Below are 25,763 nucleotides of genomic sequence, written 5' to 3' on the forward strand. Positions count from 1 at the left end.
CAGATGGGTGGGTGGGCGCATCGGCGTCCCTCTCTCTGTCAGTCGGTTGCACCGGGCCTACCGGTCCGCACTGGACCCCCGGGTCCGCCTCCCCCGTCGACAGGCGAGGCGGACCCGGGGCCGGGGGACCGGGCGCGGTCAGGCGGCGTCGGCCCCGGCACGCTGCTCGCGCTCTGCCTCGGCCAGGTGGTGCCGTTCGGCGCGGCGCTGCTCCTGCCTGACCGGGTCCGCGACAGGGGCGGCGAGCAACAGCTTCTGGGTATAGGGGTGTTCGGGGGTGGCGGTGACGAACTCGGCGGAGCCGGTCTCGACGATGTCGCCCTTGTAGACCACGCTCACCCGGTGGCTGACGTGGCGTACGACCGTGAGGTCGTGCGAGACGAAGATGTAGGCCACGCCGGTGCGCCGCTGGATGTCGATGAACAGGTCGAGCACCCGTGATTGTGTCGACAGGTCGAGCGCGGAGACGGGCTCGTCACAGACGATCAGCTTCGGCTCGGGAGCAAGGGCACGGGCGATCGCGACACGCTGGCGCTGGCCGCCGCTGAACTCGCGGGGCAGCCGCTCAGCGGCGTCCTTCGGCAACCCCACCTGGTCCAGGAGGTCACGTACGCGACCGCGCGCGTCCTGTGCGGTCGTGCCCTGCACCACGAGCGGCTCGGTGAGGATGTCACCGACGGTGAGGGACGGGTTGAGCGAGGTGTAGGGGTCCTGGAACACGACCTGGATGTCGCGCGCGAAGGCGCGGCGCGCCTTGCCCGTGGCGTGAGTGATGTCCTCGCCGCCGAACAGGACGCGCCCGCCGGTCGGCTTCACCAGGCCGAGCACGGCGCGGCCGATGGTCGTCTTGCCGGATCCGGACTCGCCGACGATGCCCAGTGTTTCGCCTCGGTGCACCGTCAGGGACACGCCGTGGAGGATCTCCACGGGGCGGGCACGGAAACCCCGTCCGGGGTAGGCGACGCGCAAGTCGCTGACTTCGAGCAGGGGCGTCGTCATGATGCCTTCTTCCCGAGTGCCTCGGCCACGGCCTCCGGGGGATCCGTGCGCAGGCTGCTTCCGTCGAGGATGGAGCTGAGGAGCATCCGGGTGTACGGATGCTGAGCCGACCCGAAGATCTCCTGGGCTTCCCCCACCTCGACGACCTCGCCTCGCCGCATGACCGCGATCCGACTGCAGCTGTCCGCGACCACACCGAAGTTGTGGCTCACGAGGAGGACGGCCATGTTCAGCTGCTTCTGCAGGTCGCGCAGCAGGTCCAAGATCTCCGCCTGGACGGTCACGTCGAGCGCCGTCGTGGGCTCGTCGGCGATGAGCAGCTTCGGGCCGCTCGCGACGGCGCCCGCGATGAGCACGCGCTGCGCCATGCCGCCGGAGATCTGGTGCGGGTAGGAGTCGAAGGTCCGCCTGGGGTCAGGGATGCCCACTCGGGCCAGCAGGGCGAGCACGTGATCGCGGGCGGCTTGCCGGGACATGGGCTTCGACGCGCGCACCCCTTCCATCAGCTGGGCGCCCACGGTGAATGACGGGTCCAGGTTCGACATGGGCTCCTGCGGTACGTACGCCACGGACGAGCCGCGCAGCTTCTTGAGGTCTCCCTCGCCCAGGTCGAGGAGTTCACGTCCGTCGAGCCGGATCGAGCCGCGCGTGACGGCCGCCTCCGGCGGGAGTACGCCGAGGATCGCGAACGCGGTCTGGGTCTTGCCCGATCCGGATTCTCCGACTAGGCCGAGCGTCTCGCCCGCGTTCAAGTGCAGGGTGACTCCGCTGACGACCTCCTTCAGCTCGCCCGAGGGAGTCGGGTAGGCGATGGCGAGGTCTTCGACGGTCAGCAGGTGCGGAACGGCGGAGGATTCGGAGTGGGTGTCGGTGGCTTCGCGCCTGCGCTTGGGCACCGTGAGCTTGGCCGGCTTGGGCATCACCAGTTCCAGTGCGTCGCGCAGCGAGTTGCCCAGCAGCACGAACGAGGCGTTCATGAGGCCGAGCAGGAGGCTCGGCCAGACGAACTGCATCGGCTCGTCGTAGAGGTTGGCAAAACCCTCGGAGATCATCGCGCCGAAGCTGGGGACGGTGCTGGAGCCCAGGCCGAGAAAGGCCAGGCCCGACTGAAGGGTGATGGACGACCCCATCAGGAAGGCGGTCGCGATGATGATCGGCCCGCGGATCACCGACAGTACGTGGCGGCCGAGAATACGCAGATCCGTCAGGCCCGACACCCGTGCGGCGTCCACATAGAGCTCGTTCTTGACCCCGACGACCATGTTGCGCACAAGACGGAAGATGCCCGGCGCGGACAGGACGCCGAAGATCAGCATCGTCGCCCGGTAGTCGCCGTTCGTCACGGGCAGGAGCACGATCAGCAGCAGCAGCCCCGGGAACGTCATGATGAGGTTGAAAGCCCAGTCGGTGACGCCCCGCACCCGGCGGCCGAAGTACCCGCCGATCAGCCCGGCAGTGACGCCGATGACGAGAGCGACCCCTGTGCCGATCAGGCCGGCGACCAGGCCTGTGTTGATCGAATGCAGCAGCCGGGAGAAGATGTCGCGGCCGCTCTGGTCGGCCCCAAGCGGGTAATCCGCAGTGCCCGGAGCGGCGTTCACGGCGTCCAGTGAGGCCTGGTTGGGGCCGTGTGCGGCGAGGACCGGGGCCAGCAGCCCCAGCACCACGATGACCAGGAGCAGACCGACCGTGATGGCGCCCTGCGGGTCCTTGAGGAGCTTGCGAAGAGGGGACCTGCGCCGCGGGGCGACCGGCCCCGCGGTGGTCACGACGGAGTTCCCGCTCACTGGAGCCTCGCCTTCGGGTTGAGCCAGCCGAGTACGACATCGACGACGAGGTTGATGCCCACGACGAACAGGACGCCGAAGACAGAGAGGCCCATGATGACCGGGACGTCTCCCTGGAGGGCGGAGTTGAAGGAGTAGCTTCCGATGCCCGGCAGGGCGAACACGTTCTCGATGATGAGAGCGCCGCCGAGCATCGCGATGAACTCGAAGGACAGGACGGTGAGGGCGGGCCCGGCAGCGTTGCGCAGGGCGTGGCGCAACACGATGGACCGGGTGGAGATGCCGCGGGTGCGCAGGGTGCGGACGTAGTCCTTGCGCAGTTCGCCGATCATGGTGCCGCGGATCTGCGCGGAGAGATTCGCGATGCCCCCCACCGCGAGGCCGATCACCGGGATGGTGATCGAGGCCAGCCAGCGGCCGGGGCTCTCCCCGAGGGGCGTGTAACCGGTGGCCGGCAGCCAGTCCAGTTTCACGGCAAAGACGTAGACCAGCCCGATCACGATCAGCAGGTTCGGCACGAGGTAACCGAAGAGGGACGCACCCTGCGAGAGGCGGTCGACGGCGCCGCCACGCGACGCGGCGAGAACGCCGAGTACGACGCTGATGACGACGGAGATGGACAGGGCGACGACGACGAGGGACAGCGTGACGGTGAAGTGGTTCCAGACGGCTGTTCCGACGGATTCGCTGGTGCCGTACGAGGTCCCGAACTCACCCCGCACAGCATGCGACAGCCAGTCGAAGTACTGGACGATCACCGGACGGTCCATGCCCAACTCGGCCTTCTTGGCCTGGACGGATGCTGCCGAGGCGTTGCCGCCGAGCAGGGTGGTGACGATGTCGTTGAATGACGTGCTCAGCAGAAGGTACGTGATCATGGAGACCAGGAGGACGAGTACCAGACTCGTGGCGAGTCGGCGCAGAACATAGAGGATCATGGGTGGGAAGCTCCTTCGCGTCCACGCGGGCCGACGGACTAGCCGACCACGTCGAACGCGCGGATGGTGCTGTTGGTGTTGGAGCCGTCGCCGAGGTACTTGATGCCCTTCTTGACCGCCCAGTTGTTGCCCAGGTAGGCGATGGGCGCGTCCCACGCGTTCTTGACCAAGAGCTCGTTGACGGGCTTGTAGGCCGCGTCGGCACTCGCAGGGTCGAGCTGGCTCGCAGCTTGGGTCATCAGCTTCGTGAGCTGCGGGTCGGTGGTCTTGAAGGGGTTGAGCACAGCGATCGGGCCGAAGTTGTTGGCCATCTGGCGCGCGGGGGTGTTCAGCCCGTCGAAGAAGAGGAACATGGGGTACTTCTTGGACGCGATCGCGCCCAGGTTGTTCTGCGGGGGCACCGGCGTCCACTTCACCTTGATTCCGATGTCGCCGAGTTGCTGGCCGACGGTGGGCTCGAGCTGCTTGGTGAAGACGAAGCTCGGCACGGTGACGGAGAATCCGTTCGGATAGCCGGCCTCGGCCAGCAGCTTCTTCGCGGCCGCGGGATCGTAGGGGTAGGTCTGTTCGAGGGCGGAGTCGTGAGCCGCGCTCTTGGGGTTGACTATCTGGACCGTGGGCTGGCCGACCCCCATGAGCAGCTGCTTGACGATCTTCGTTCGGTCGAAGGCCATGTTGATCGCCTGGCGCACCCGGGCGTCTCCGAGGGGCTTGAGCACGCTCCCGGTCCGGTCGGCCAGGATCAGGTTCGCCACCGCCGTGGCCTTGACCAGCGTCATGCTGAAGCCGCCCGACTTGAGCTTGGCGGTGTACTGGGGGGCCGCGGGACCGGCGTCGATCTGCCCGGCCTGCAGGGCGTTGTAGGCCGCGGTGGGATCCACGATCACCTTGAACTTCAGCGTCTTGAAGGGGTACGCCTTCGCGTTCCAGTAGTCGTCACGCCGCTTGAGCACGTACGACGAGCCGTTCACGGTCGCTTTGTCGAGGGTGTAGGGACCCGAGCCGACCGGGTTCAGCTGGCTGCTCTTCTTGGCCATCGTGGCCGGATCCGCGATCACGCCTGCTGCCATCGAGAGGTTGGTCAGCAGCGCGCCGTCCTGTTGCCTGAGGTGGATCACGACGGTGTTCGTGTCGGGTGCCTCCACCGACTTGACGGAGGCCAACGGGACCTGCTGCGGACCGGGCGTGGACATGGTGCGTTCGAGCGTTGCCTTCACTGCGGCGGCGTTCACCGGTGCGCCGGAGCTGAACGTCATGCCCTTGCGCAGCTTGATCGTGAGGGCCAGACCGTCGTCCGAGTACTTCCAGCTTTCGGCAGCGTTGGGCTTCAGTTCGCCGTTGTTGTCGGTGTAGAGGAGCGTGTCGTAGAGGGCGCTCCATATGTAGGTCGCCTGTCCCTCGTTGAGCTGGGCCGGATCGAACGAGGCCGGAGCCGCTTGTACCGCGAGCGAAAGCGCCGTGGCGCTCGACGACGACGCGCCCTCTGCTCCGCCACCGCCGCACGCCGTCAAAGAGAGCAGTGCCGTCGCCGTGAGCGCCGCGGGCAGCGCTCGGGAGCGAGTGCGCGGGCGGATGGATCGAATGCGAGTCATATGGATTCCCCTTGTCCCGTGCAGCTCGGGGCCGGGCCGTGAAGCATGCGGCCGGCACCGCCCCGGAGCTCGTGCCCGACGGCTCGAACGAGCCACTTGGCAACGTCTACCAAGTGGTTGAATTTAGCTCGTGGAACGTAGGCGGGGGAGTGAGTGCCCGGGAAGGGGGCGCGCATGGTTCTTGACCAGAGCGTTATCTTCCGGTCCGGCGAGCGCCTCTTTCGCGCCTCCCTAGTAGGATTTGAACGTCAACCATCTGGATGATTTTGGCCTGAAGGGCTAAGGTGCCTGGCATTCCTGCCGGTAGTCGGCCTCGGAGGCCCTCGGCGTGACCAAGGCAAGGGAGACGTGACGTGGACCGGGCAAAGCGGCGGGGCCCGTACGCGAAGACGGCTGCCCGCCGCGCGGACATCATCCGCGCGGCTCGTGCCAGCTTCGCCGAGAACAGCTACGCCGGGGCCTCGTTGAGGGACATCGCCAAGCGGGCCGGCATCACCCACGCCAGCCTGCTGCACCACTTCGAGAGCAAGGACGAACTGCTGACGGCGGTTCTCGCCCAGCGCGACGACGAGGAGTGGGAAACCGGCTTCGCTGGAGGCGACGCCCATGACTCGCCCAAGGAGTATCTGGCCGAGACGCTGCTCGCCCACCAGAAGGCACCCGAGCTGATGCGATTGTGGGCCGAGCTCTCCGCCGCCGCCTCGCGTGCCGATCACCCAGCGCACGCGTACTTCGCGGGCCGCAGTGAACGCGTGCACACCTACACGGTCGAGGTCATGAAACAGCGCGAGGCACAGGGACGGCTGCCGGAGGGTCTCGATCCGGAGAGTGCGGCGGCCCTGCTCTTGGCTGTGCTCCACGGACTTCAGGCGCAGTGGCTGTTGAAGCGGGACCTCGACATCATCGTGCCGCTCAACCGCTTCCTGGATCTCGTTCTCCTGCCGGGCGATGAGCATGGGTCCGCGGGTGCTTCGTAGCGGACACTGTTCGGTGGATGAAGGAGATGTGGTGGGGTGCGACTGTTCAGCGCGGCCGCGCCTCGCTGGTGCGCGCTGCCTGCGCCTCCAGCTGGGTGGCGGTCACTGCCGTGGCGTCGTCACGCGGCCCCAGCCCGATCGGGTCCAGCACGGCCGTCCACGACGTGCGTCCCGTCTCCAGCGATGGGTGTGGCGGGTGCCGGTGTCGTGGGCGAGCGTTTCGGAGATGTCGGCCAGCAGCGGGCTGGGGGTGTACGGGGATGCCGTGACGGTCCAGGTGGGGTGGTCGATGCTGGGGCCGGACCAGATGGTCCAGGTGGTGAGGTTGCTGTTCGGCTGGTGGGCGGCGAATGCGTCGAACCGGATGTCGGCGTCCCGGGAGGGGTTCGTCCACCGGATCCAGCGTCCGTCGACGGTGTGCTCCCAGCCGGCGTCGGTGAGGGGTTGGGTGGCGGCGGTGACGGTCTTCTCGGTGACGGGGCTTCCGATGGCGGTGTCCCATGCGTCGCCTGCGGCGAGGTGGTGGAGCAGGGTCTGGAGCACGGGGGCGGGGGTGGTGCCGGTGGCGGTGAGGTGCCACATCCGGTCGGAGACGGGCGTCTCGTAGGCGGCCACGGTCCAGGCGGCCTCGCGGGGGTCTGCTCCGTGGACGCGCTCGATGCGCAGGGTCTGGCACTCGTGGATGGCGTGTGTGGTGTCGTCCGACCAGGTCCGCCATTTCTGCCATTCGCCGTGGGAGTCGATGAACGTCTCCAGGAGCGCATCGTGGTCGCCGGCGTCGGCCAGGTAGACGGGGACTGTCTCCGGGGTCGGGCGGGACGGTTGGGCCTTGGCCGTGGTGACGTCGAAGACGAAGCGCGCTGCGATGGCGGCGCGTTCGGTGTCGGTCAGGGGCGCGGGGCCGGGGCGCATCGTGGCTGCGTGGACCTTCTCGAAGGCGAGCAGTGCCTCTGCGGGTGAGTCGAAGGTGTCGGCGATCTGGCGCAGGTGGTTCTCGCCGTGGAGGTAGACGGACTTGCCGCTCCGGTGAAGGTATGTGCCGACCGCGACGGTGGTGTGGCCGTCGTGGGCGTGGGCGTGGATGAGGAGGTGGCCGTGGCGGATGTCGTCGTGGATCTGTTGCGCCTGGTTGGAGACCTCGCGGATCTCGCTGCGAGTGCACCAGGGCATCGGGTAGTTGGCCCAGGTCCATTCCTCGTTCATGGCCTCCTGGAGCCGAGGGGTGATCTCCACAGCGATGCCTACGGCGCGCAGGTGCTCGGCTGCGTCCTTGGCCCAGTGGGGCTCCTCGTGATCGATGCGGGCCAGGACCAGGACGTTGGTGGCGGCGACGCTCCACTCGGCAGCCTCCAGGGCCACGAGGGCGACGTGAGCCTGGCTGCCGGTCAGGACGGCCTGCACGGCGCTCGGGTGAGTGGGGTGGGTATCGAGGCGGACGTGGGCGTCGATGGCGGGAGTCATGTGAGGGGTCTCGTCTGTTCTGCCGGTGGCCGGGCCTTCGGGTCCGGCCACCGGCGTATGCGGGGGCTACCGGGCTGCTCGCACGCGGCGGGTTGTGTGCGGGGCCGTGGTGGTTGGTGGGCCGGCGCGGGTGGTGGGCGCCGGTCGCCGAGGTGGAGGCGGGCAGCAGGGGGGTGTGGTGGCGTGCTGCCAGCGGGTGCGGACGGCGCCGATGTCGGCGAGGGCGCGTCGGGCGCCGACGACGAGCTGGAAGGGGGTGTTCGCCGGGTCGCCGGCGTACGCCGTGATGCGCTGGGCGGTGTGCTCGGCGGCGGTCAGGAGGGAGCGCTGCAGGGCGCGCTCGCCCCAGTGCTCTACGGATCCCGCCGGTTCGGCCAGCATCCGGAGCACCTCACCAGGGTCGCTTCTGTCGTCGAGGAGACCGCGCTGCTGGGCTTCCCACAGGACGGTGACGGGGTCGATGGGCTCCTGGCGGCGGGCCAGGGCGTTCAGGCACTGCCACAGGCCGGCGTGCAGCGGCACGACGAGGTCGCCGGGGAGCAGCCACGGGACGGCGTCGATGCCGGCCGGGTAGGCGGTGGCGGTCGCGAGCAGCAACCGCTCCTCCTCGACGGCCTCCATGTAGTCGGGTGCTGCGGGTGGCGGCGGAGCCGCGGTGCGGGGCAGGACGCCTGCGCGTGGGGGGAAGCGGGCTGCGATGTCGTCCACGACCGTGGCGAGCGCGTCGGTCTCGGTGAGCACCGTCTGGACGGGGTGGGGGAGGGAGGTGTCGTGGACGGTGTGCACGAGGCGTTCCGCGGCTGTCTCAAGGCGGCGGCGGGCGTGTTCGGCCTCGACCATCCGGGCGTAGGCAGGTGCGTGGCGGGGCCAGGGGCAGACCTGGACGAGCGCGTGAAGGTCGGAGGCGGTCAGCCCGCGTACCTGCTGGCGTGCCGTGGTGAGCACGAGATCGAGCCACGTGGCGTTCTTCGCGTGCTCGTCCGGGTCGGGCGGCGGCAGGGCGCTGATAGTGGCGAACAGAGCCGTGTGCGCTGCGGTGGAGAACGAGTCGGCGGTGATGCTGGTCAGGTCACCGAGGCGGTGGGGATCGAGGAGGAGGGCTCCGAGGAGGGCCTGCTCGACGTGGAACACCGGCTGCGGGGGCGCGCTGGCGTAGAGGTCGTGGTCTTCGTCGGGTTCGGGAGTGTGGGGCATCAGGCGGCGAGAGTGAAGTCGTCGGGGTCGAGGCGGACGCCGAGGTGCGGGGCGAGGAGATGGCCGGCGAGCAGCGGCGGGACGGCGTTGCCGATCTGCGAGAACTGCTGGCTCTTGTTCCCGGCCCAGGGATAGTCGGCCGGGAAGGTCTGCAGGAGGCCGGCCTCTTGGGCAGTGATCCGGATCGGCTCGGGAACGGCAGGCACATCGGCTTCTGAGGCCGGCGGTGAGGCGGGTTCGGCGACCCAGGTGCACTCGTTGGCACGGTGCCCGAAGAACAGCGTCCCCGCCGGCTCGGACAGTGGACGGACGGTGGCGTTGGCCTGGCTGTTGCTGCGCAGGGACCATGACCAGCGGTGGGCCTCTGCGGTGAACATCGGCGCCTGGGTGTCGGCGGCACGGCTCTTCTGTGTGCTGTGCTTGGCCTCCCGGCTGGCGCCTTCACGACGGGACTGCAGGACCATCCTGTCCGGCCGGGGTGTCCAAGTGCCGCGCTCCCGGGCGTCGGACAGCGTCTTGCGGGAGCCCGAAGGGAACGGCTCAGGTCCGCCGCCGGGCCCGCCGCCGGCGCACACGGTGGGGACGGGCCGGTCGGTCGCCCCCCATCCCAGGGCCTGGGCCATGCTGACCCAGCGGGCGCGGCCCGGACCGAACAGCGATTCTGGCTCCGCGAGTTGGGCGTGTGTGGGGGTGGGCGGCTGTGCCGTGCGGACCCGGGAGGCCAGGAGGATGGCCCGCTTCCTGGTCTGCGGGACGCCGAAGTCGGCGGCGTTGAGGATCCCGTACCAGACCGAGAACCCCCACCCGCGCAGCACGGCCCCGTACTGCTTCCACAGCGGCAGGACGTCCGGGACCTCCTCCATCGCGACCCAGTCGGGCTCGCCCGCCGAGTTCAGCGCGTACAGGTAGCGCATCGGTTCGGCGGCGAGCAGGGAGCGCTCGTCACGGCACGTGGCAAGGAGGCGCTCGCGGCTGTCGCGTCCGGCGGCCAGGTCCTCGACCGCCGTGTGCACCAGCGGCTGGTCGAGCAGGCCCAGGCGCTTGCCGGCCATGCTCCACGCCTGACACGGTGGGGACGCAATCACACCGTGGGTGCGGCCGACGAACGGCCAGGTCGGATACCGTGCCACGTCTGTCCGGACCGTCAACTGCCCCGCCGCAGAACGGGTCTTGCACGCCCACGGATCCCATTCCAGCCCGACGTCGCGCGCGCCCAGGACGTGAAGGGCTCTGCTCCAGCCGCCCGGCCCCGCGAAGAGGTCGAGTATCACCTGGCCAGCCCGAAGCTGTCCTGCGTCAGTGCGTCGGCGTCGCCGCGGCAGGCCCAGGGCGAGCAGCCGTCCTCGACACCGCTCTCCAGGACGTCGGCCTCGTCCATGCTGATCTGCTGGGCGGCTCGCTCGGCCGCGGTGACGTGGTCGATCGGCGCCTGGCTCAGCGGGACGCGGGAGCGGTGGAGGAACGCCTCGCCGAGGAGTCGGCTGCCCGACGCGTTGGCACGGGCATTGCCCTGCCGGATTGCTGTGTCGAATTCGACGACGTCCGCCCACTCGGACGGAGAGGTGTCCCTGATATGCCGCCACTGGGCATTTCCGTGGAACGGACACCCCAGGCAGCTCGATTTCGGGGTATCGGATAGCCCGAGCGAGGTCAGGTAACGCAAGCAGTCGGCCCTGCTCCAGGACATGTCCAAAAGCGGGTGCCGGTTGCGCATGTACTTGACGTCAGCGTCCTTGGCCCGATGGAATTCATCGGTCGAGATTCCCACCCACTGTTCGACGAACACCCCCTTCGGGATGCGTGTGGGATAGGGGTAGCCGAGCAGTTCGCGGACCTTCTGCTTGATCGGCTTCACCTTGTATTCCCCGGTACACTGGCGTCGGGTCATTCCAGGCCGCCCGTCCTGATTGAGAATGTGGAGCGGCATGGAGGCGAACCGGTGATCCGGATCAAGGGCGTCTTGTCGGATATTCCCGGCCGACACGCGGAGTACGGATATTCCCGTCGGTGCGGCTATCTCCTTTTCTAGCCGGTCAAGGTGTGCATAGACAGCTTGGGGTTCCCATCCTGTGTCGGCGAAAATGGCGTAGTCGACTCGGGGGAGAATGCCCTCGGCTGACAGAGCGAGAAGCGTGCTGGATTGAACTCCGGCGCCAAGGGAGAGGGCGCGGAATCGGGGCTGATCTGAAATGGTCTGTCCTGGGAGTAGGGATACGAGGGCGCTCTCACCGACGGTCGCGGGTGATGCCGGCGGCGACGTAGTGGCATCCGGTCGCGCTCAGGTCGAGCTGGTGGGTGGCGTCGGCGAGGTGTTCGGTCATCTTCGGGATGGCCGCGGCGTGGCGAGCGGTGTGCGTGGAGGCGTCGTCCGCGGGATAGCCGGGGAATGGAGCACCGTCGTAGGGGTTGGCGAGCAGCGCGCTGACGAGGTCGTTGCCGGCCAGGGAGGAGGCGACTGCGACCGAGGCCAGGCACTCCAGGCTGGAGCGGCTCCCGGCGACGCTGGTGTAGGCGCTGGATTCGAGCGTGCCCAGGTGGACGAGGACGGTGGCTGTCAGGTCCTGGGCCTTGAGCAGGAGCGGGCTGATCTGGCGCAGTCGTCGGTGCCGGGGGTGTAGGAGAGGTCCCGTACGCGAGTGTGCAGGGCCTCGAAGTCGCGTGCCAGAGCGCGCAGTTGTTGTACCGGGTCTGCCAAGTTGAGCAGAGGCATGGAGTGGTGTGACTCCGGAGGATCGGTCAGCGGGTCCGGGCGGCTGACTCCGCGGGGGCGGGCGCGGATGTCGTTCCGGGGGGACTTGCGCTGTGTGGGCTGCTGATGGCGGCGGTCAGGGCGATGGTGCCGGCCGCGGTGAGACGTACTCGGTCTTGGAGCGGTCCACCCATGTAGGCGGAGGGCGCGGACTTCGGCACGCGTTCCGCGAGGCCGCTCGTCTCCAGCGACCGCAAGGTGCCGATGAGCACGCGCTCGCTGCGGTAGCGGACGTACTGCCGGCCCAGGGAACTGGTGGCCACGACGTTCCCGCAGCCGATCTCCCACAAGGCGGTGCGGTGCGTGGAGGTCAGCCGGTGGCGCGGAGCGTTGCCGGTACTCCCGCGTCGGTGCCGTATCACGTAGGCGAGGGTGTCGGCGCACCCCATGGCCGCCTCGGGTGCCAGGGCGGTCAGCGTGCGGGCCGTGTGGGGCCCGTGGTCCGCGGATGCGCTGTTTAGGAAGGCGAGCTGCTGGAGCCGGACCACTGCGTCCGACAGCTCGTGACTGTGGAAGAGACGTTCGTCGGCGACCGCTTTGATCGCGGCGCGGGTCGCGGCGGCGAGTTGCTCTGCGGAACCGGCGTGGGCGTCGAGCTCCGACGATGGACCGGCCCGCAGGAGCCGGTCGAGCATGTCGTTGTGCTGCACGTACTGGTCAGCGAGCAGCAGCAGCCGCTCGATGGGCGTCGGCGGGGCGGCTACGTCGAACAGGAGGCCCTCGGACGGTGTCGTCATACGCGGCGCCGGGTGGCGGGGACCGGTGACGTGGCGGGGGCCTGTTGCGGGCTGTGCCGGCGGGCGTCGGATATGAGCTGACGGTCCTCGGCGCGCTCCGAGAACGAGGCGAGGCGGCGGGAGAGATGTCGGGCCACGGCGCGATAGGTGGTGGCCGCGCGCTGCATCTCGTCACCTGCGCGGCGGAGTTGGTCACGGCTGGTCGCGGGGGTGGAGTCGGCGTCCTCGGACAGCAGGATCTCGGTGCGGTGGTGGATGGCGAGGTTGCACAGCGTGGCGGCCAAGGAGATTTGAGCGCAGGCACCGGCCAGGTGCGCCAGGTTGTCGGTGCCGCCCTTCATCGCGGGGTACTGGCTGACCGGCAGGTCGTGGAGCTGGCGTGTGCACTGCATCGCCAGCTCGTTCACCTGCAGGCTCAGGGGCGTGATCTCTCGGACGGGCTTGGCGATCTCGCCCTCCCGGATCCGCGTTGCCTGCGCGGACAACTCCTCCAGCACGGGGGCCACCTCACCAAGAAGGCGGGTATGTTCGGTCAAAACGACGGTGTGCAGGACAACTCCGGTGGCGGGGACAGGACGGGAAGATAGAGGGTGGTCGGCCCGTTGGGGTGCCGGAGCGCGCTCGGTCAAGGGGCTTCCCACAGCAGGCGGGTGACGCGGTCGTTTCCGTGGTCGGTTTGTGGGCGGGAGGGGGAGTGCCATCCGGCCCGGGGCGGGCGGCTGGCGATGATGCGCCACCCGGCACCGCGCAGTGAAGCGCCGCTCTCGCCGTCCTGCGTGTAGGTGACCAGGCGCCGGTACCCGAGGGCCTTCGCCGCGCGCCACGATGCCCCGTAGAGCAGCGAGTTGGAGTTGCGGGTGCCGTCGCTGGCGGTCCGGGTGACTTCCAGGGTGGCGCCGTCGTCGAGGTGGCGGGCCACGGGCCGGCCGACAATTGCGACGGCGCGCAGGGTGCCGGTCTCGTCGGCGGCGCCGACGGCGAAGATCTGTCCTGCGGGCGGCGGGTGGTGGCGGTCCAGGTCCGCACGAACTCCTTCGCCTGGGGCGTTGCTCACACGGCCGTCCCGAAGTCGGACTGCGTCGGCGTGTGCTTCGCGACGGCGCGGGCGGTGATCGCCTGCGACGCGCGGGCGGACGCCGCGGACAGCGCCTCCGCGCCCGGCTCCCGGTACCACGGGCGGAGATCGAGCATGGCCGCGCGCATCCCGGTGGCGAAACACAAGGCCGTGCCCTTGGGCAGGGCGCGGATCGCGTCGGCGGGCAGGATCCGCTCCTGCCGCATCGACACGGACGTGCTCTTGCCGGACTCCGAGTGCGAGGTGGACGTGGTCTCCACGTCGTGGTCGCCGATCAGGCGGGACAGCTTGTCGGCGAAGTCCGGGTCGTCGATCCCGGACCCGATCACCTTGACGGTCGAGGCGGACCACATGGCGTCCATGCCCGCGTCTCCCCACACCTTCTGGCCCTGGCGGTAGGACTGGAGGATGGTGATCGGGATGATCCCGCGGGAGCCGAGGTGGGAGTACAGGTCCGGAAGGTCGCTGATCTTGCACACGTTGGCGGCCTCGTCGAGGATTGCCAGCATCGGCGGATCCAGGCGTCCGCCGGCGCGTTCGGCCTGTGCGGTCGCGGCCCGCATCACCGAGTCCGCGCACGCGGCGATCAGCGCCGAGGCTCCGCCGCCGCCGTCCTTGCTGAGCAGGAACAGCGTGTCGGTGGACGTGACGAACTGCTCCGGCCGGAATTCCGGGACGTCCTTCTGCGGGGTCACCCACGCGGCGATCTCTGCGTTCAGGAGCGCGGAGGCGTACTGCCGGGCGGTCTCGTAGATGCCGTCCCTCGTCTCCGGGGGGCCTTCGACGGTGCCCTTGAGCTGCGCGGCGACGGCGGTGAACTTGTGGTCGCGCAGGATGTCGAGGGGCGTGCGGTCGGCGGGGAAGGCGAGCCACTGCATGATGTCGGTGATCGGGCGCTCGTCGAGCGCTGCGGCCAGCAGCAGTTGGGACAGGATGTTGCTGCCGGCCTTCGACCAGAAGTCGCCCTGCTGGGAGGCGTCCACGGAGGCGGCGAGGAAGTGTCCGGCGAGCCGGTTCGCCCCGTCCAGGGTTCTCGCGCTGGCGAGGGGGTTCCACCACATCGAGCGTTCGGCGTGCGCTATCTGCTGCGGGTCCATGGTCCACACCGTCCCCGCCCGGGCCCTTGCCTCGTAGGCGGTGGTGAAGGCGTCGCCGGCGGCCTTGTTCGACGTCAGCAGGACCGGGCCGGGTGCGCCGAGCATGGAGGGGATGGCGAGCGAGGTGGTCTTCCCGGACCGGGGCGCCATGATCGCGACGGCGACGTCCTCGAACCCCATCCGCACTTCGTGGCGGCTGCCTTGCAGGTTGCCGAGAAGGATGCCGGTGTCCTTCGCGTCGATGTGCTTGCTGTCCTTCAGGCTGGGGCGCAGGGAGCGGGCTTTGTCGGTGATCGCCTTGGCCATCAGCGGCTCGATGTCCCGGGCCTTGGCCATGCCGGTGATCTTCTTCCGGCCTCCGCTTCGGTTCTTGTGCTGCGCCCACAGGACGCCCGCCCCCGCCCCCAGGGCGAGGAACAGGAGAACGGGGACGATGCGGGCACCGATCAGCAGGGACGTCTCGCCTGCGGTGGGCCAGACCTGCTCGGGGTGGAGCAGGGCCTTGGTCGGCTGGTAGGGGGCCCAGCTGGTGCCGGTGAGGTAGGCGGTGATGTTCCCGGACAGCCAGGCTAGGTGGGCGAGAAGGACGACGACGGCGAGGACGCCGAGCAGGAGGCGCAGGACGAGGTCGTATCCGTCGGTGTTGCTGTTGGAGGAGGAAGGGGGCAAGGGCTACGTGCTTCCGGGCGGGGAGGTGGGGGTCAGCGGCTGCGGCCGTGCCTGGGCGGTGTTTGCCGCGGAGGGAACGGGACCGTCGGCGGGGTGGCGTGCCAGGCAGCGAGGGAGTGAACGCGGTCTTCCAGCGCCCCAGCGACGCGTACGGCGAGTACGCCGGTGGTCTTGCGGGTGACGATGTTCGGGCCGAGGGTTGACAGACCGCGCCCGCTGTGGGTGCGGGGCAGGGGCTTCGGGTCGGCGAGCGCGGCGGTGAACGCGGCGACGAGGCGTGGCGGGGTGTGGACGTCGAAGCGGGCCTCCCAGACCTTCCGGCGCGTGCCGAGGGTGACGGTGAAGAACCAGGCTCCCGGATCGGCCGGTGTTCCCGGACGCTCGACGTACGCCTTCTCGTCGGGGGACACGAGGCCGTCGCCGAAGTACCGTGACCAGCCGGCCTGCCGGAGTGCCCCGTACGGGTCGCACGGCGCATCGGCGGCCAGGGCCGGATCGGTGAGGGCGTCGGTGACGGCGGCGATCAGTTCGACCGGAGTGCGGGCGCCGAAGCTCGCGTACCAGGCGGGCCGGTCCGGCTCGGCGGCGTGATGCAGGGCCCACCACTGGTCGTCGGGGTCGGGCTCCAGGCGCAGGAGGGCCTTCTGGTCGGGGCTGGAGAGCAGGGCGCGCGGCATCAGGGGGTCGTCGCCGTGGCTCCATCCGCAGGCGCGGTGGAGGGGGACGGTGATCCAGGCGGGGTCGCTGCCGCCGGCGAGGTGACGCGGGGCGACGAAGTCGACCTCGACGGTCGCGGGAGTCGGTGACATGGTCACTTCCGGGCCAGGGTTCGCCGGACGGGTGCGAGGTCCGATGCGGGGACCAGAGGAGAAGGGGCCTTGCGGGCCGCGGTGTTGATCTCCCGGAGCGCTGTGCCGTGGGTGGCCCAGTCGTCGAGGTAGCTCCACGATTCGGCGTGGTGCTCGGCGAGGGCGTCGTCGAAGTCCGGTGTGCCGGGCTTGGCGGTGGCGGGGAGGGCGTCGCGGGTGAGCAGCCATTGCTGGTGCAGTTCGTCGAGCCGGTCGAACGCTGTGTGCAGGACGCCCAGCTGGTAGACCCAGCGGCTCTGGACCGTCTTCTCCGGTAGTTGGGCCAGCTGTGTCTCGGCGGTGGCCAGCAGGTGCCGGGCGCCGTAGCGGAGCATCTCGAACGCCGCGGCGGTGTCCGCGTCGCGCTGGCTCGCGCGCAGGCCGTAGGCGTGGTCGTCGTAGGGCCAGCCGTCGAGGTCGGTGTGCTCGTCGGAGTAGGCGTCCCAGGCGTCGAGGATCTTCTTGCTGTCCCGCACGTAGTGGTCGAGGTGGCGCAGCAAGTCGCGGTGTGCGTGGTGGTCGAAGAGGGGGATGGACAGGGTGTCCTTCCAGGTCAGCGGCGCGCCGGTGTCCGGGTGGCGTCTGGGGCAGGGGGCGTGGCGGGTTGGCTGTGCTGGCGCCGGGCGGCGCGCGCCCGGGCCCGGATCGCGTCGAGCCGGGCGGTGTGTGCCTCGACCACCTGCTTGGGGGTGAGCGGGCTGGGCTCCTGGACGACGCTGTAGTGGGCGGTGCGGTCGTGCATGCCGCGCTGCAGGGGGCTGGGGTCGGCGAGCGCGGTGACGAAGGCGTTGACCAGTGGCCGGGGTGTGCGGGCGGCGAACCGGGCCTCCCACAGGCGGGGACCGAAGCGTCCTCGGTCGGGATCCCGCACCTCAATGTGCCAGGACACCTCGGAGTCGTCGCGTTCTTCGGTACGCCGTTCAACGCGGCACGTTCCGTCCGGCGAACTGGCCGCGCCCTGAGCGTCGATGAGCCAGCCCGCGGCGTCGAGCACGTCCAAAGGGGTGGCGTCTGCCGGGGGCGTGGAGGCGACGAGGGCGTCGGTGAGGCCGCAGATGATCTCAGCGGGGGCGAGTTCGCCGAAGTAGGCATACCAGCCGTGTTCATTGTCCGTGCGTTCCGCCCACAGCCGCCACCAGGCGAACATGCCGGCTCCCGGATCGAAGCCGAGGCTGTAGCGGTGGTCGGGGCTGGTGAGCACCATCTCGGGGCTGAGCGGGTCGGAGGTGCGCTGCCATCCGGCGACGGCCAGCCCGGGGGTGATGTGCCGTGCGTCGCCGGGACCGGCGAGATGGCGGGGGCTGGTGTCGAAAGGGATCCGCCAGGCGTGCTTGTCGGCGAAGGCGGCGAGCTGTCGTTCGCTCAGCGGCACGGGCAGGACTCCCGCTCGCTCGTCGGCGAACTGCCGTACAGGTCGCGGAGATCGTCCAGCACGTAGTGGAGGGTGTGCTGGTCGGCCAGTTCCCACGCGGCCGTGCGCAGCTCGGTGATCAGAAGGTCGCCGTGCGCCGTGCGCGGTGTGTCCGGGTTCTCCTGTACGGCGCGGGCGAGGGCGCGCAGCGTGTCGGCGAACTGGGCGGGCAGTCCCGTGTACTCGTCGAGGAGAGGCTCGACGAGGGCGAGGGCTTGTGCGGGGTCGGGGTTCTCGCGCAGGTAGTCGGTGAGGTCCGCGAGCGTTTCGGGCAGAGTACGGATCGTGTCCGGGGTGAGTGCGGGCATCGGGCTCCTCGGGGCGGGACGGTCGCGGTCAGCGGCGGCTGTGTGCGCCGCCGGCCGGGGTGTAGGGGCGGGCGGTCGTGCTCGGCCTGGTGCTTTGGGCGCTGTTGCGGGCCCAGGTGGCGGCGCGGGCCGCCGTGATACGGGCCTGCTGCCAGGCACTGAGCTGGGAGGGCTTCACGGACACCGACCAGGTACGGATCTGCGCGCTCATCGGCACGCGTCCGCGCGGGCGCATCACGGGGTCAGGGCTGGCGAGTTCGCTGGAGAAGGCTTGCACCAGGTGCATCGGGGTGTTCGGCGTGAAGCTGGCCGTCCAGCTGTTGCCCTGTGTGTCCTGCGCGCCGGTCCACCACATCGTCACCCCGTCGGGGCCCTGCCGGTACTGCATCCACGCGGTGCCGTCGGGGCTCGTCGCCGTGTAGTCCTGGCCCTCGAACCGCGTGTGCCAGTCCTGCTCCAGCAGCGGGGCCCAGACGTTGGGGGCGTGGGCGGAGCGGGGGCGGGTGAGGGCGTCGGTCAGACCGGCGAGGATCTCTACCGGGGTCTGCCGGCCCAGGTGGGCGGACCACTCGCCGTTCGCCCTGCCCGCCCGGCCGTGGATCGTCCATCCGCCGGGAAGGCTGTAGGGGTCGTAGGCGACACGGACGGCGCGGTCCGGGCTCTCCGTGTACAGGGGGCCGCCTGTCTTGGACTTGTCGCGCCAGCCGGAGGCGCGCAGGAACTCCGAGACGTGCCGGACGTCGCCGCCACCGGCCAGGGCACGGGGCTGGACGAGGTAGTGCTGCTCGGCCTGCTCGCCGGGTCCCCAGCCGTGCCACTGCTTCTTCTTCACCGGTGGCGCCGTACGACGAGCGGTGCGGGCGCCGGGGGCTTCGCCGCCGTAGCGGCGGGCTGGGCGCCGACGCGCTGGAGGGTGTCTTTGTGTCCGTCCAGATCGAGGGTGATGTCGCCGAGTTCGTTCGAGGCACGGCCCAGGGCGAGCCACACCTGCGCGGGGAGCGCGCCGCGCTCTGCCTGGTCCTTGGCGAACACGCTGCCGGTGGCGACGAGATGGGTGACGCCGCCGAGGACTCCGTTGTGCGGGTCGAGCACGCGGGCGATGACCTGCGCGGCCTGGGGCGGGGGAAGCTGCGAGAGGTGGTCGGCGAGCTGGCCGAGCTGGCGGGCGATGGCGTCGGCCAGTCGCACCGGGTAGGGGATGGGGTGGGTCATGCTCCTCCGGGTCGGTGGACGGTCAGTGGCGGTGGCGTTGCCCGAGGCGCTGTGTCTCGGCGAGGACGGCCTCCGGACGGCCGTCGGCCAGCGGGGAGGTGCAGTTGGGGCCGGTCGGAATGCAGGAGCGCAGATAGCGGCGGAAGAGGGCCGTGGCGAGTCGGGTGTTGAGCCGGTTGCTGATCGGTGGGGGTGTGCGGGTTGCTACGGGCTTCTCCGGTTCGGGGTCGGTGAGATGGGCGGTCCCGCTGCGGCACCGGGACCGCCCAGGCGCCATACGGGGTGCGGCGGCCGACGCCGCAGGCAAGGGGGGACCCGATTGGCCGTCAGGGCCTTGATGTAGGTCTCGACGTCCTTGCCGCATCCGTCGGCCAGGTTGGCCGTGAGGTTCTCCGCGGTCAGCGGCGGCGCGATTCCGCAGGCCGGGCGCGGCCCGCCGGCGGTGGTGAGGCAGTGGCCGGCCGCTGTCCAGAGCGTGCGGCGTGGTTGCGGGCGTGGAGGATGGCGCGCGCGGCCTCGCTCATGGAGGCGGCGGTGCTTCCGAGCCGCGCGAGGGGATCGGTCTTCCCGAGGGGCGCGGCCTCCTGGAAGTCGTCTGCGGCGATCCAGACGCGGACGACGACTTCTCTGACGAGGGGCAGCAGCCCCTGGACGGGGGCTGCGACCTCGGTGAGGACCTCGGCCACCTCGCTGCCGGTGGTGGCGGTAGCGGCCCGCTCGGCGAGTCCCGCCAGGTAGCGCAGGGCGGCCTCGCGTTCACCGTCCGGGACGACCAGCATGTTCAGTGCGGGGTCGAGGTAGACGCTGTGCCCGGCGGCGAGCAGAGCGTGCGAGGTGGCGGTCGCCTTCAGCCGCTGCTGCTCGACGGGCAGGCCGTGCGGCAGCCGGTGATAGTCCCCACGCGGTCCGGGGGCGGAGAGGAAGCTCCCGGTTCGCTGGAGAATGTCCGCGGCCCGCTCGGTGCCACCGACGGCCACGACCAGGTCGGTGCGGGGGTCCCTGGTGATGGTGACGTACTCCAGCACCCAGAAGTCGGGCTCCGTCTGCTTCACCGAGACCGGGCGGTCGTCGTACGCGCGTTGGCGGGGACGGGCGACGCGGTAGCGGGCGCGGTCCGGCCCGCGGGATGCTGCAGAGCGATGCCGATGCCGAGCGCGTCCAGCCGCGGGCCGATCTCGCGCAGGGTCCGGGCCTGGGGCTGGGTGTCGTCACCGCGCAGACGGTAGATACCGCTCTGCGGATCATGGACGAAGCCGTGGGCTATCAGGACAGCGCTGGCGCGGTCGTCGGCGGGTGCGGTGGCGATGCTGCCGTCCGACTGCCAGGTCAGAACGACCCGGTCCGGCTGGGAGGGCCGGATGTGGCCCAGGGCGTTGTGGCGGGCCTGGGCGAGGGCGCGGTCGTAGCGGGCGAGCAGGTCGCCGGCGACCTGTTCGGCGCCCAGGAACGGGTCGTCGGCCAGGGCGATGCCGTTGGGCTCGCGGACGGCGCGGTACGCCTCGTTGGGCAGGGCGTGCGGGGCGACGGCGGCGACGAGGAACCCGTCGCGCTCGTCGTACCGGTCCACAATGACGAGCTGCGCGCCGTCGGGCCGGCTCAGGACGGCCGCTTGCTTCAGCGGATGCTCGGCGAGGGAGGCGGCGACCAGGTCCAGGTCCCATATGCGTTCGGCGAGTTCGGCGAGGTCGTCCTTGGCGTCCGGCTCCAGGTAGGAGCTCGTCCAGGTGTCGGGGAGTTCACCGGCAAGAACGTCGGCGTACGAGGCGAGGCGCTCGGAGGTGTCATGGTCGTGCATGGTGTCCTTGGGCAGTTGCAGGGGGTCAGCGGCGCAGGCGGGTGGCACTGACGGGCGGTGGCGCCGGGGCCGGCAGCGCACGCGGCGGTGGTAGGCAGGCGCACACCGCGGAGCGTTCGGTCTCGTGGTCGGGAACCTGTTCGAGACAGGACCGGCGGCCGGGGTGAGGGGCGTACCTGGTCGGCCAGCCGTGCGCGGGTGTGTGCGAGGTCGGAGCGGATGACGCGTACGTATTCGTCGGCGAGGTAGCGCAGGCGCCGGGCGGTGTAGGGGTCGGAGGGGTTGCCGAGGCCGTCGAGGAACTCCGCCAGGGCGCCGAGGGTGTCATCCAGCCCGGCGAGGACGCCGTCGTGAGGCGCGGTCAGTTCGGTGAGGATCCGGGCTGCTTCGTCGGTGTCGGTGGCTTCACGCAGACGCTCGGCGAGGCGGGAGACTGAGGAGCCGAGGGCGGGATAGCGCACGGGCCGGGCATCGGAGTCGAAGTGCGGGTCGCAGTCGACGTGGTATCCGGCTGCCCGCAGGCGTGCGACGGCGTTGGTGGCGAGGCGGGACTCGTCGTCCTTGGCGAGGACGGCGGGGGCCCAGTGGTACGTCTCGTGGAGGCGGACGACGGCGACGAAACCCGCGCGCTCAAGGATGCTGTGTGCCTCGGAGTCGCCGCCGCGGGCGAGGAGTTCGTCGGAGTGCGGGTCGCGGCGGATGTCCAGGAAGCGGTCAGTACGGGGCAAGGAGACGTTTCTCCCGGGGAGATCGTTGGGCGTTGGGCCCGACGGCGGTCACCGGCCGCTGCGGATATCGGCGATGTGCACGAGCTGGCCCAGGGCGGTGGTGGTGTACCAGCCGCAGTCGATCAGCTCGTCGCGGCCGGCGAACCGGGCCAGGAGCGTCTCCTCCATGGCCCGCAGGTGGATCAGGCAGTCCGGGCAGCGGCGCGCGAGGTGCACGAGGTAGCGGGGGTGGGCGGTGACGTAGGACTGGGCACCGCCGGTCGCATCCCGCAGCCGCCACCCGTCCTCGTCGGTCGGGGTGTGCCAGGACGGGGCGACCACGCGCATCGCGTCGCCCCATAGTTCCCCGCCGGCCACCCCCTTGAGGACGACGACGGTGTCACCGGCCTGGAAGTGGGCGTGGGTGACGTCCCGGTCGGGAGTGAGCGGGTCGGCCGTCGGCGCGAACGCCGAGGTGGGTGGGGGCTGGGACATGCAGTTCCTTCCACGTGAACGGTGGCGGGGTGGGAGGAACAATGGTCCGGAGGAACGCCGGTTTGGCTAACCGGCGGTCTGCGGCTATGTTGCCCGCCGTCAGCGGAACGGGTTCTCCGTCCCGCGGTCCGTCTCACCGGCTGCGTCGAGGAGTTCGAGCAGGTCAGGACCTTCGGCATCGCGCTGATCGATCCACCATCCGGCCCGGGTGACGGCGCGGGCCTTCTCCTCCAGCTCCGCCCAGTCCGCCTCGTCCCACGTGCCCTCGGCGACGAGCGCGGTGTACGCGGCCGTCATCAGTTGGTGGCGGGAGCGCTCGCCCCAGGCCAGGGTCTTTTCCGGGCCCTCCAGCTGCGGCATGCCGAACTGCTGCGCCCAGGTGACGGCCGCTTCCTGCTCCTCGGCCCGCTTCGTCGCGAGCCACTCCTGCTTGGACTCGGATCCGGTATCGCGCGCCGCCTTCCAGCAGTCGGTGCAGTCCTTCGACGCGAGCCAGCGGGCATAGCCCGCCCTCTGGTCGGCAGGACGATGGGACAGGTCGTGATCCACGCTGTGGGAGCAGGCGTGCTCCACGGTCCAGGTCGTACGTATTGCCACGTGGTTGTTCCTGCTTTCTGTCTTCTGTGTTGTCTCAGCGTGTCCTGCGGATGGCGTCTGTGGCCGCCGTGGCGATGGCGGCGGGGGCGCTGGAGGGCTGGGGCAGGTGCAGCAAGGTGGTCCCCGGCAAGTGGTGGGACTTCGCGGTGAGGGTGAGCTGGAGTACGGCGCAGCCGGCGGTCGTGAGCTGCTTGACGCGGGTGACGGCTTGAGCGGTTTCGTCGCTGCCGTACCGGGCGTCGGTGACGATCACGAGGAGGCGGCCGGCGCCGGGGCGTCTGAGTTCGAGGCCGTGGTCGAGTGCGTCGATGGCGTCGCCGAGGTTGTGGTGGCCGCCGTTGGCGTCGAACGTCGTCACGCGCTCTGGTGCTCGGTGGGTGGGTCGGGTCAATGCGGTCAGGTGCCTGTCGTAGGCGATGGTGGCGGTAAGGGAGTCGGGGTCGGTCAGGGCTGCTGCGCGTGCCACGATCCAGGCAGCGGACGCGACGGGCGCGCAGGCGGCACGCATGGAGCCGGAGACGTCGACGGCGATACCCACACGCAGCGGTGGGGTGGGGGAGTTCCGGCGGCGGGTGTGGGTGAACGGTTCCGCGGTGGGGACCGACCCGGCCGCGCGCTGAGCGTCGCGGGCGAGGGCCGCGCGCATGTTGAGGCGGCCGGGCGGGGTGGGGCTGGTGGTCCGCTCCTCGGTCCGCTCGCGGTAGGCGGCGGCACGCAGGGCGCGGCTCAGGCGCGCGGCGGCACTCTGCTCGGCGGCGGTGGGCCTGCGGGTGCCGGTGACCGGGTTGCCGTAGGGCGCCGGTGTGCCGTCGGGGGTGACGGTGGTGCCATGGGCGTTGAAGACCGACTTGGCGGTGGCGGCGGCTTTGCGTCGCTGGCCGGCCCGCTGGGCGCGGTCCTGAGCCTGCGCTTTGGACTGCGCGGCCATGGCGTTGGTCGCTGCGGCCTGTGCCGCGAGGTCGGCGGCGTCGGTGGCTGCCGTGCTGTCCATGACGACCCCTACGGCGCCGGACAGCAGATCGGTGAGGTTCTCCGGCATGGGCAGGGCGGGGGCCGCGGTGTCCAGAGCGTCGCACCATTTTTGAGCGTGCGCGAGGATGGTCGTGGCGTCGTGGTCGGCGCACTGGTGGGCTGCGGTCCAGATGCGGGTGAGTGTGGCCAGCAGGTTTGCGCCCAGCACCTTTTCGCATAGATCGGCGACGGCCCGGGTCTCGCCGGCGTCCAGGATGCCGACGTCACGGCGGCCGAGGACCAGGGCCGCCACGGCGGCGGCGTGCTCGATGCCCTGGAGGGTGGGGTGGGCGATGTCGGGCATGACCAGGGTTCGGGCACTGGTGCGCAGGTACGTGCGGTCCGTGGGCCGCGTGATCAGGTGTGCGCCTTCGACACGGCTCTCCTCCAGCAGGAGCGCGGCGTCGACGACACGGGGGTTCGCTCCGGCTGGCGCCGTCCAGAGGGAGTGGGCCGCGTGCGCGGCCTCGTGGACGAACACTCCCCAGGCGGCGGGATACTGCTCCTCGTCGCCCACGATCCGCGGATGGATCTCGTGGGGCTGGAGCGGGGCGAACAGGCCGGCGTCGAACTCGACCTCGCCCAGAGTGGGGAAGAACGCGGCCGGTGCGCCGCTGCGCGTGCCGGGGCGGCAGGTGACGAGGAGGTCCTGGCGGCCGGAGAGGGCGACCAGCCGATCGCCGAGTTCGGCTCCCACGCGCAGCCACGCGTCCGGGGAGGAACGGGGTTGCGTGGGCGGGGCGCCGTCGTCGTCCCATCGCGCGAGGTCGGCGTCGTCGTCCGGCGTGGTGGCGGGGGACTGGACGTGGTGGTGGGCGCTCATCGCGAGCGGCCCCGGTGCGCGGAGCCGGTGCTGCCCGGGGGCTGCCGGACGGCCGAGGCGGAAAGCTGCTTGCCGAGGGTGAGGGGAGCGACCTCCTTGACGCCGGCAGCCTTGATGACGGCAGCGGCGACGGCGTCGCGATCCTCCAGAGGGGCGATGCCGACCAGGTTCGCGAGCGCGGCTTTGGTGCCGAGGACGGCCTCGGTTTTCTGGTAGCTGAGCAGCTCTCGCAGTTGGGGGGCCCAGCCCAGCTCGCCGAGTTCGACTTGGCGGGAGAGGTGTCGGGCGACCCGGACCACCCGGGCATCGATCCTCAGCGCCAGGGCCAGGTCATAGTCCGTGCCGATCTGGATTTGCACGCTGAACCGGCTTGCGAGCGCCTCCGTCAAAACCGCCCCGTGGACGCCGGGATTGTGGCCCGCCACCACGTAGAAGCCCGGCTCGGCCTTGATGGTCTCGCCCTTGTGGGCTTTGACCTGGATCTGCTTGCGCCCGTCCATCGCGGGATACAGCGCCGCCAGGACCTTTGGTGAGATCAAGGTGGCATCGTCGATCAGCAGGGCGCGGCCCTCGGTCATCGCGGTGACCAGCGGACCGTACTGGAAGACGTAGGCTCCTGCGTCGTCCTGTGTGTACTCGCCGATCAAGTCGCCGACCGTGGTGTCGCCGTCACCGGCGACGGTGAGCAGGTCCGGGAACGCCGCCTCGACCAGACTCGTCTTGCCGGTGCCCGGAGGGCCGTAGAGCAGCACCGGTACGTCGGCGTCGCGCAAGCGATTCAACGCCTCGACGTCGGGCAGATCGGCCAGCTCCCGGGGGTGGTAGACCTGGCCCCCCGCGCGGCGGATCGGGCCGGTCTGCCTGGGCGTGGCTGCGGCGGGAATGGTCGTGCGGGCCGTGGCCGCTTGGGCGCGGGGAGAGTGGGTGCCCGGTGGGCTGATTACAGCGGTCTGTGCGGCTGCGGCGGTTTTCGCGTTCGCGCGGAACTCCGGTTGTCCGGTTCCGCCTTGGTCGGCCTCCCCGCGTCGCACCAGGGTGAGGGCGGCGTTGCGGACGGCGCCGTGGGAGTGGCCCAGCTGCCTGGCAATGTCCCCGATGGTGAGCGTATCCGCTGGCCGGTCGGCGAGCAGTCGGGCTACCTTGGCCCGTAGTTCGCCGCCCTTGGTGCGCGCTGGACCGGTAGGCGTTCCGGGTGTGGTCAAAACGAGGCCCCTTCAACAGGTACGGGTGCGGGCGGGGCTGGCGATGCGCTGGAGAGGCTGGCCCGCTCTCGGAGCGGAT

General features: G+C 70.4%; 26 protein-coding genes. 1 reads left to right on the forward strand and 25 read right to left on the reverse strand.

Translation table 11 applies throughout. The features are described from left to right. Positions 1–138: 138 nt before the first annotated feature. Genes ACIQVL_RS22575 through ACIQVL_RS22590 form a run of 4 tightly spaced genes read right to left on the reverse strand, consistent with a single transcriptional unit; the run spans position 139 to position 5,316 of the window. Positions 139–999: an ATP-binding cassette domain-containing protein gene (locus ACIQVL_RS22575; protein ID WP_403436819.1), complete on the reverse strand. Its 861-nt coding sequence runs from the start codon at positions 997–999 to the stop codon at positions 139–141. Further along, on the reverse strand, positions 996–2,786 hold the full coding sequence (locus tag ACIQVL_RS22580) for a dipeptide/oligopeptide/nickel ABC transporter permease/ATP-binding protein (protein ID WP_403436818.1): 1,791 nt from the start codon (positions 2,784–2,786) through the stop codon (positions 996–998). The genes ACIQVL_RS22575 and ACIQVL_RS22580 overlap by 4 nt, the downstream gene beginning before the upstream one ends. Then, positions 2,783–3,724: an ABC transporter permease gene (locus ACIQVL_RS22585; protein ID WP_403476186.1), complete on the reverse strand. Its 942-nt coding sequence runs from the start codon at positions 3,722–3,724 to the stop codon at positions 2,783–2,785. Before ACIQVL_RS22585 ends, ACIQVL_RS22580 begins: the two co-directional genes overlap by 4 nt. Positions 3,725–3,762: 38 nt before the next feature. Beyond that, positions 3,763–5,316 (reverse strand): ABC transporter substrate-binding protein, encoded by a 1,554-nt coding sequence (locus tag ACIQVL_RS22590; protein WP_403476187.1) that lies wholly within the window; start codon positions 5,314–5,316, stop codon positions 3,763–3,765. A 353-nt stretch (positions 5,317–5,669) separates the two neighbouring features. On the opposite strand from ACIQVL_RS22590, the gene ACIQVL_RS22595 reads away from it, so the two are divergent. Continuing rightward, entirely contained in the window at positions 5,670–6,293 is a 624-nt protein-coding gene (locus tag ACIQVL_RS22595) for a TetR/AcrR family transcriptional regulator (protein ID WP_403436814.1), read from the forward strand. Positions 6,294–6,395: 102 nt separating this feature from the next. Here the strand turns inward: ACIQVL_RS22595 and ACIQVL_RS22600 are convergent, their stop codons facing one another. The 21 genes from ACIQVL_RS22600 to ACIQVL_RS22700 all read right to left on the reverse strand — a co-directional run bounded on the left by ACIQVL_RS22600 (position 6,396) and on the right by ACIQVL_RS22700 (position 25,684). Further along, the gene (locus ACIQVL_RS22600; RefSeq protein ID WP_403476188.1) at positions 6,396–7,754 is read right to left on the reverse strand and encodes a DUF317 domain-containing protein; all 1,359 of its coding nucleotides are present in this window, start codon (positions 7,752–7,754) and stop codon (positions 6,396–6,398) included. 66 nt (positions 7,755–7,820) lie between these two features. Then, a complete protein-coding gene (locus ACIQVL_RS22605; RefSeq protein WP_403436812.1) occupies positions 7,821–8,948 on the reverse strand; it encodes a DnaB-like helicase N-terminal domain-containing protein in 1,128 nt (375 codons plus the stop codon). Next, positions 8,948–10,219, reverse strand: coding sequence for a DNA cytosine methyltransferase (locus ACIQVL_RS22610; protein ID WP_403476189.1), 1,272 nt, complete (start codon positions 10,217–10,219; stop codon positions 8,948–8,950). Before ACIQVL_RS22610 ends, ACIQVL_RS22605 begins: the two co-directional genes overlap by 1 nt. Further along, entirely contained in the window at positions 10,216–11,139 is a 924-nt protein-coding gene (locus tag ACIQVL_RS22615; protein ID WP_403476226.1) for a hypothetical protein, read from the reverse strand. Before ACIQVL_RS22615 ends, ACIQVL_RS22610 begins: the two co-directional genes overlap by 4 nt. Positions 11,140–11,684: 545 nt before the next feature. Further along, entirely contained in the window at positions 11,685–12,434 is a 750-nt protein-coding gene (locus tag ACIQVL_RS22620; RefSeq protein ID WP_403476190.1) for a hypothetical protein, read from the reverse strand. Further along, the gene (locus tag ACIQVL_RS22625; protein WP_403476191.1) at positions 12,431–12,931 is read right to left on the reverse strand and encodes a hypothetical protein; all 501 of its coding nucleotides are present in this window, start codon (positions 12,929–12,931) and stop codon (positions 12,431–12,433) included. Before ACIQVL_RS22625 ends, ACIQVL_RS22620 begins: the two co-directional genes overlap by 4 nt. 128 nt (positions 12,932–13,059) lie before the next feature. Continuing rightward, positions 13,060–13,488 (reverse strand): XF1762 family protein, encoded by a 429-nt coding sequence (locus ACIQVL_RS22630; protein WP_403476192.1) that lies wholly within the window; start codon positions 13,486–13,488, stop codon positions 13,060–13,062. Beyond that, a complete protein-coding gene (locus tag ACIQVL_RS22635) occupies positions 13,485–15,275 on the reverse strand; it encodes a type IV secretory system conjugative DNA transfer family protein (protein WP_403476193.1) in 1,791 nt (596 codons plus the stop codon). Before ACIQVL_RS22635 ends, ACIQVL_RS22630 begins: the two co-directional genes overlap by 4 nt. A 32-nt stretch (positions 15,276–15,307) precedes the next feature. Continuing rightward, the gene (locus ACIQVL_RS22640) at positions 15,308–16,084 is read right to left on the reverse strand and encodes a DUF317 domain-containing protein (protein ID WP_403436800.1); all 777 of its coding nucleotides are present in this window, start codon (positions 16,082–16,084) and stop codon (positions 15,308–15,310) included. A 2-nt stretch (positions 16,085–16,086) separates the two neighbouring features. Then, positions 16,087–16,623, reverse strand: a complete 537-nt coding sequence (locus ACIQVL_RS22645) for a hypothetical protein (RefSeq protein WP_403476194.1) — start codon at positions 16,621–16,623, stop codon at positions 16,087–16,089. Positions 16,624–16,676: 53 nt separating this feature from the next. Next, a complete protein-coding gene (locus ACIQVL_RS22650) occupies positions 16,677–17,495 on the reverse strand; it encodes a DUF317 domain-containing protein (RefSeq protein ID WP_403436796.1) in 819 nt (272 codons plus the stop codon). Beyond that, positions 17,486–17,842 (reverse strand): hypothetical protein, encoded by a 357-nt coding sequence (locus tag ACIQVL_RS22655; RefSeq protein WP_403436794.1) that lies wholly within the window; start codon positions 17,840–17,842, stop codon positions 17,486–17,488. Before ACIQVL_RS22655 ends, ACIQVL_RS22650 begins: the two co-directional genes overlap by 10 nt. 28 nt (positions 17,843–17,870) lie before the next feature. Further along, a complete protein-coding gene (locus tag ACIQVL_RS22660; RefSeq protein WP_403436793.1) occupies positions 17,871–18,674 on the reverse strand; it encodes a DUF317 domain-containing protein in 804 nt (267 codons plus the stop codon). Next, complete coding sequence (locus ACIQVL_RS22665) at positions 18,671–19,054, reverse strand: hypothetical protein (RefSeq protein ID WP_403476195.1); 384 nt, start codon at positions 19,052–19,054, stop codon at positions 18,671–18,673. The genes ACIQVL_RS22660 and ACIQVL_RS22665 overlap by 4 nt, the downstream gene beginning before the upstream one ends. A 22-nt stretch (positions 19,055–19,076) precedes the next feature. Further along, positions 19,077–19,331 carry a hypothetical protein gene (locus ACIQVL_RS22670; RefSeq protein ID WP_403436791.1) on the reverse strand — a complete coding sequence of 85 codons (255 nt, stop codon included), beginning with the start codon at positions 19,329–19,331 and terminating at the stop codon, positions 19,077–19,079. Between the two features lie 121 nt (positions 19,332–19,452). After that, the gene (locus ACIQVL_RS22675) at positions 19,453–20,106 is read right to left on the reverse strand and encodes a hypothetical protein (protein WP_403476196.1); all 654 of its coding nucleotides are present in this window, start codon (positions 20,104–20,106) and stop codon (positions 19,453–19,455) included. Next, a complete protein-coding gene (locus tag ACIQVL_RS22680; protein WP_403476197.1) occupies positions 20,103–20,849 on the reverse strand; it encodes a hypothetical protein in 747 nt (248 codons plus the stop codon). Before ACIQVL_RS22680 ends, ACIQVL_RS22675 begins: the two co-directional genes overlap by 4 nt. Before the next feature lie 776 nt (positions 20,850–21,625). After that, positions 21,626–22,051, reverse strand: a complete 426-nt coding sequence (locus ACIQVL_RS22685; RefSeq protein ID WP_403476198.1) for a hypothetical protein — start codon at positions 22,049–22,051, stop codon at positions 21,626–21,628. 99 nt (positions 22,052–22,150) lie between these two features. Beyond that, on the reverse strand, positions 22,151–22,648 hold the full coding sequence (locus tag ACIQVL_RS22690; protein WP_403476199.1) for a hypothetical protein: 498 nt from the start codon (positions 22,646–22,648) through the stop codon (positions 22,151–22,153). A 34-nt stretch (positions 22,649–22,682) separates the two neighbouring features. Next, positions 22,683–24,482, reverse strand: coding sequence for a hypothetical protein (locus ACIQVL_RS22695; protein WP_403476200.1), 1,800 nt, complete (start codon positions 24,480–24,482; stop codon positions 22,683–22,685). After that, entirely contained in the window at positions 24,479–25,684 is a 1,206-nt protein-coding gene (locus ACIQVL_RS22700) for an AAA family ATPase (RefSeq protein WP_403476201.1), read from the reverse strand. The genes ACIQVL_RS22695 and ACIQVL_RS22700 overlap by 4 nt, the downstream gene beginning before the upstream one ends. Between the last annotated feature and the right edge of the window lie 79 nt (positions 25,685–25,763).

Origin of the sequence: Streptomyces sp. NPDC090499 (assembly GCF_044769305.1) — a bacterium.
Lineage (GTDB): Bacteria > Actinomycetota > Actinomycetes > Streptomycetales > Streptomycetaceae > Streptomyces.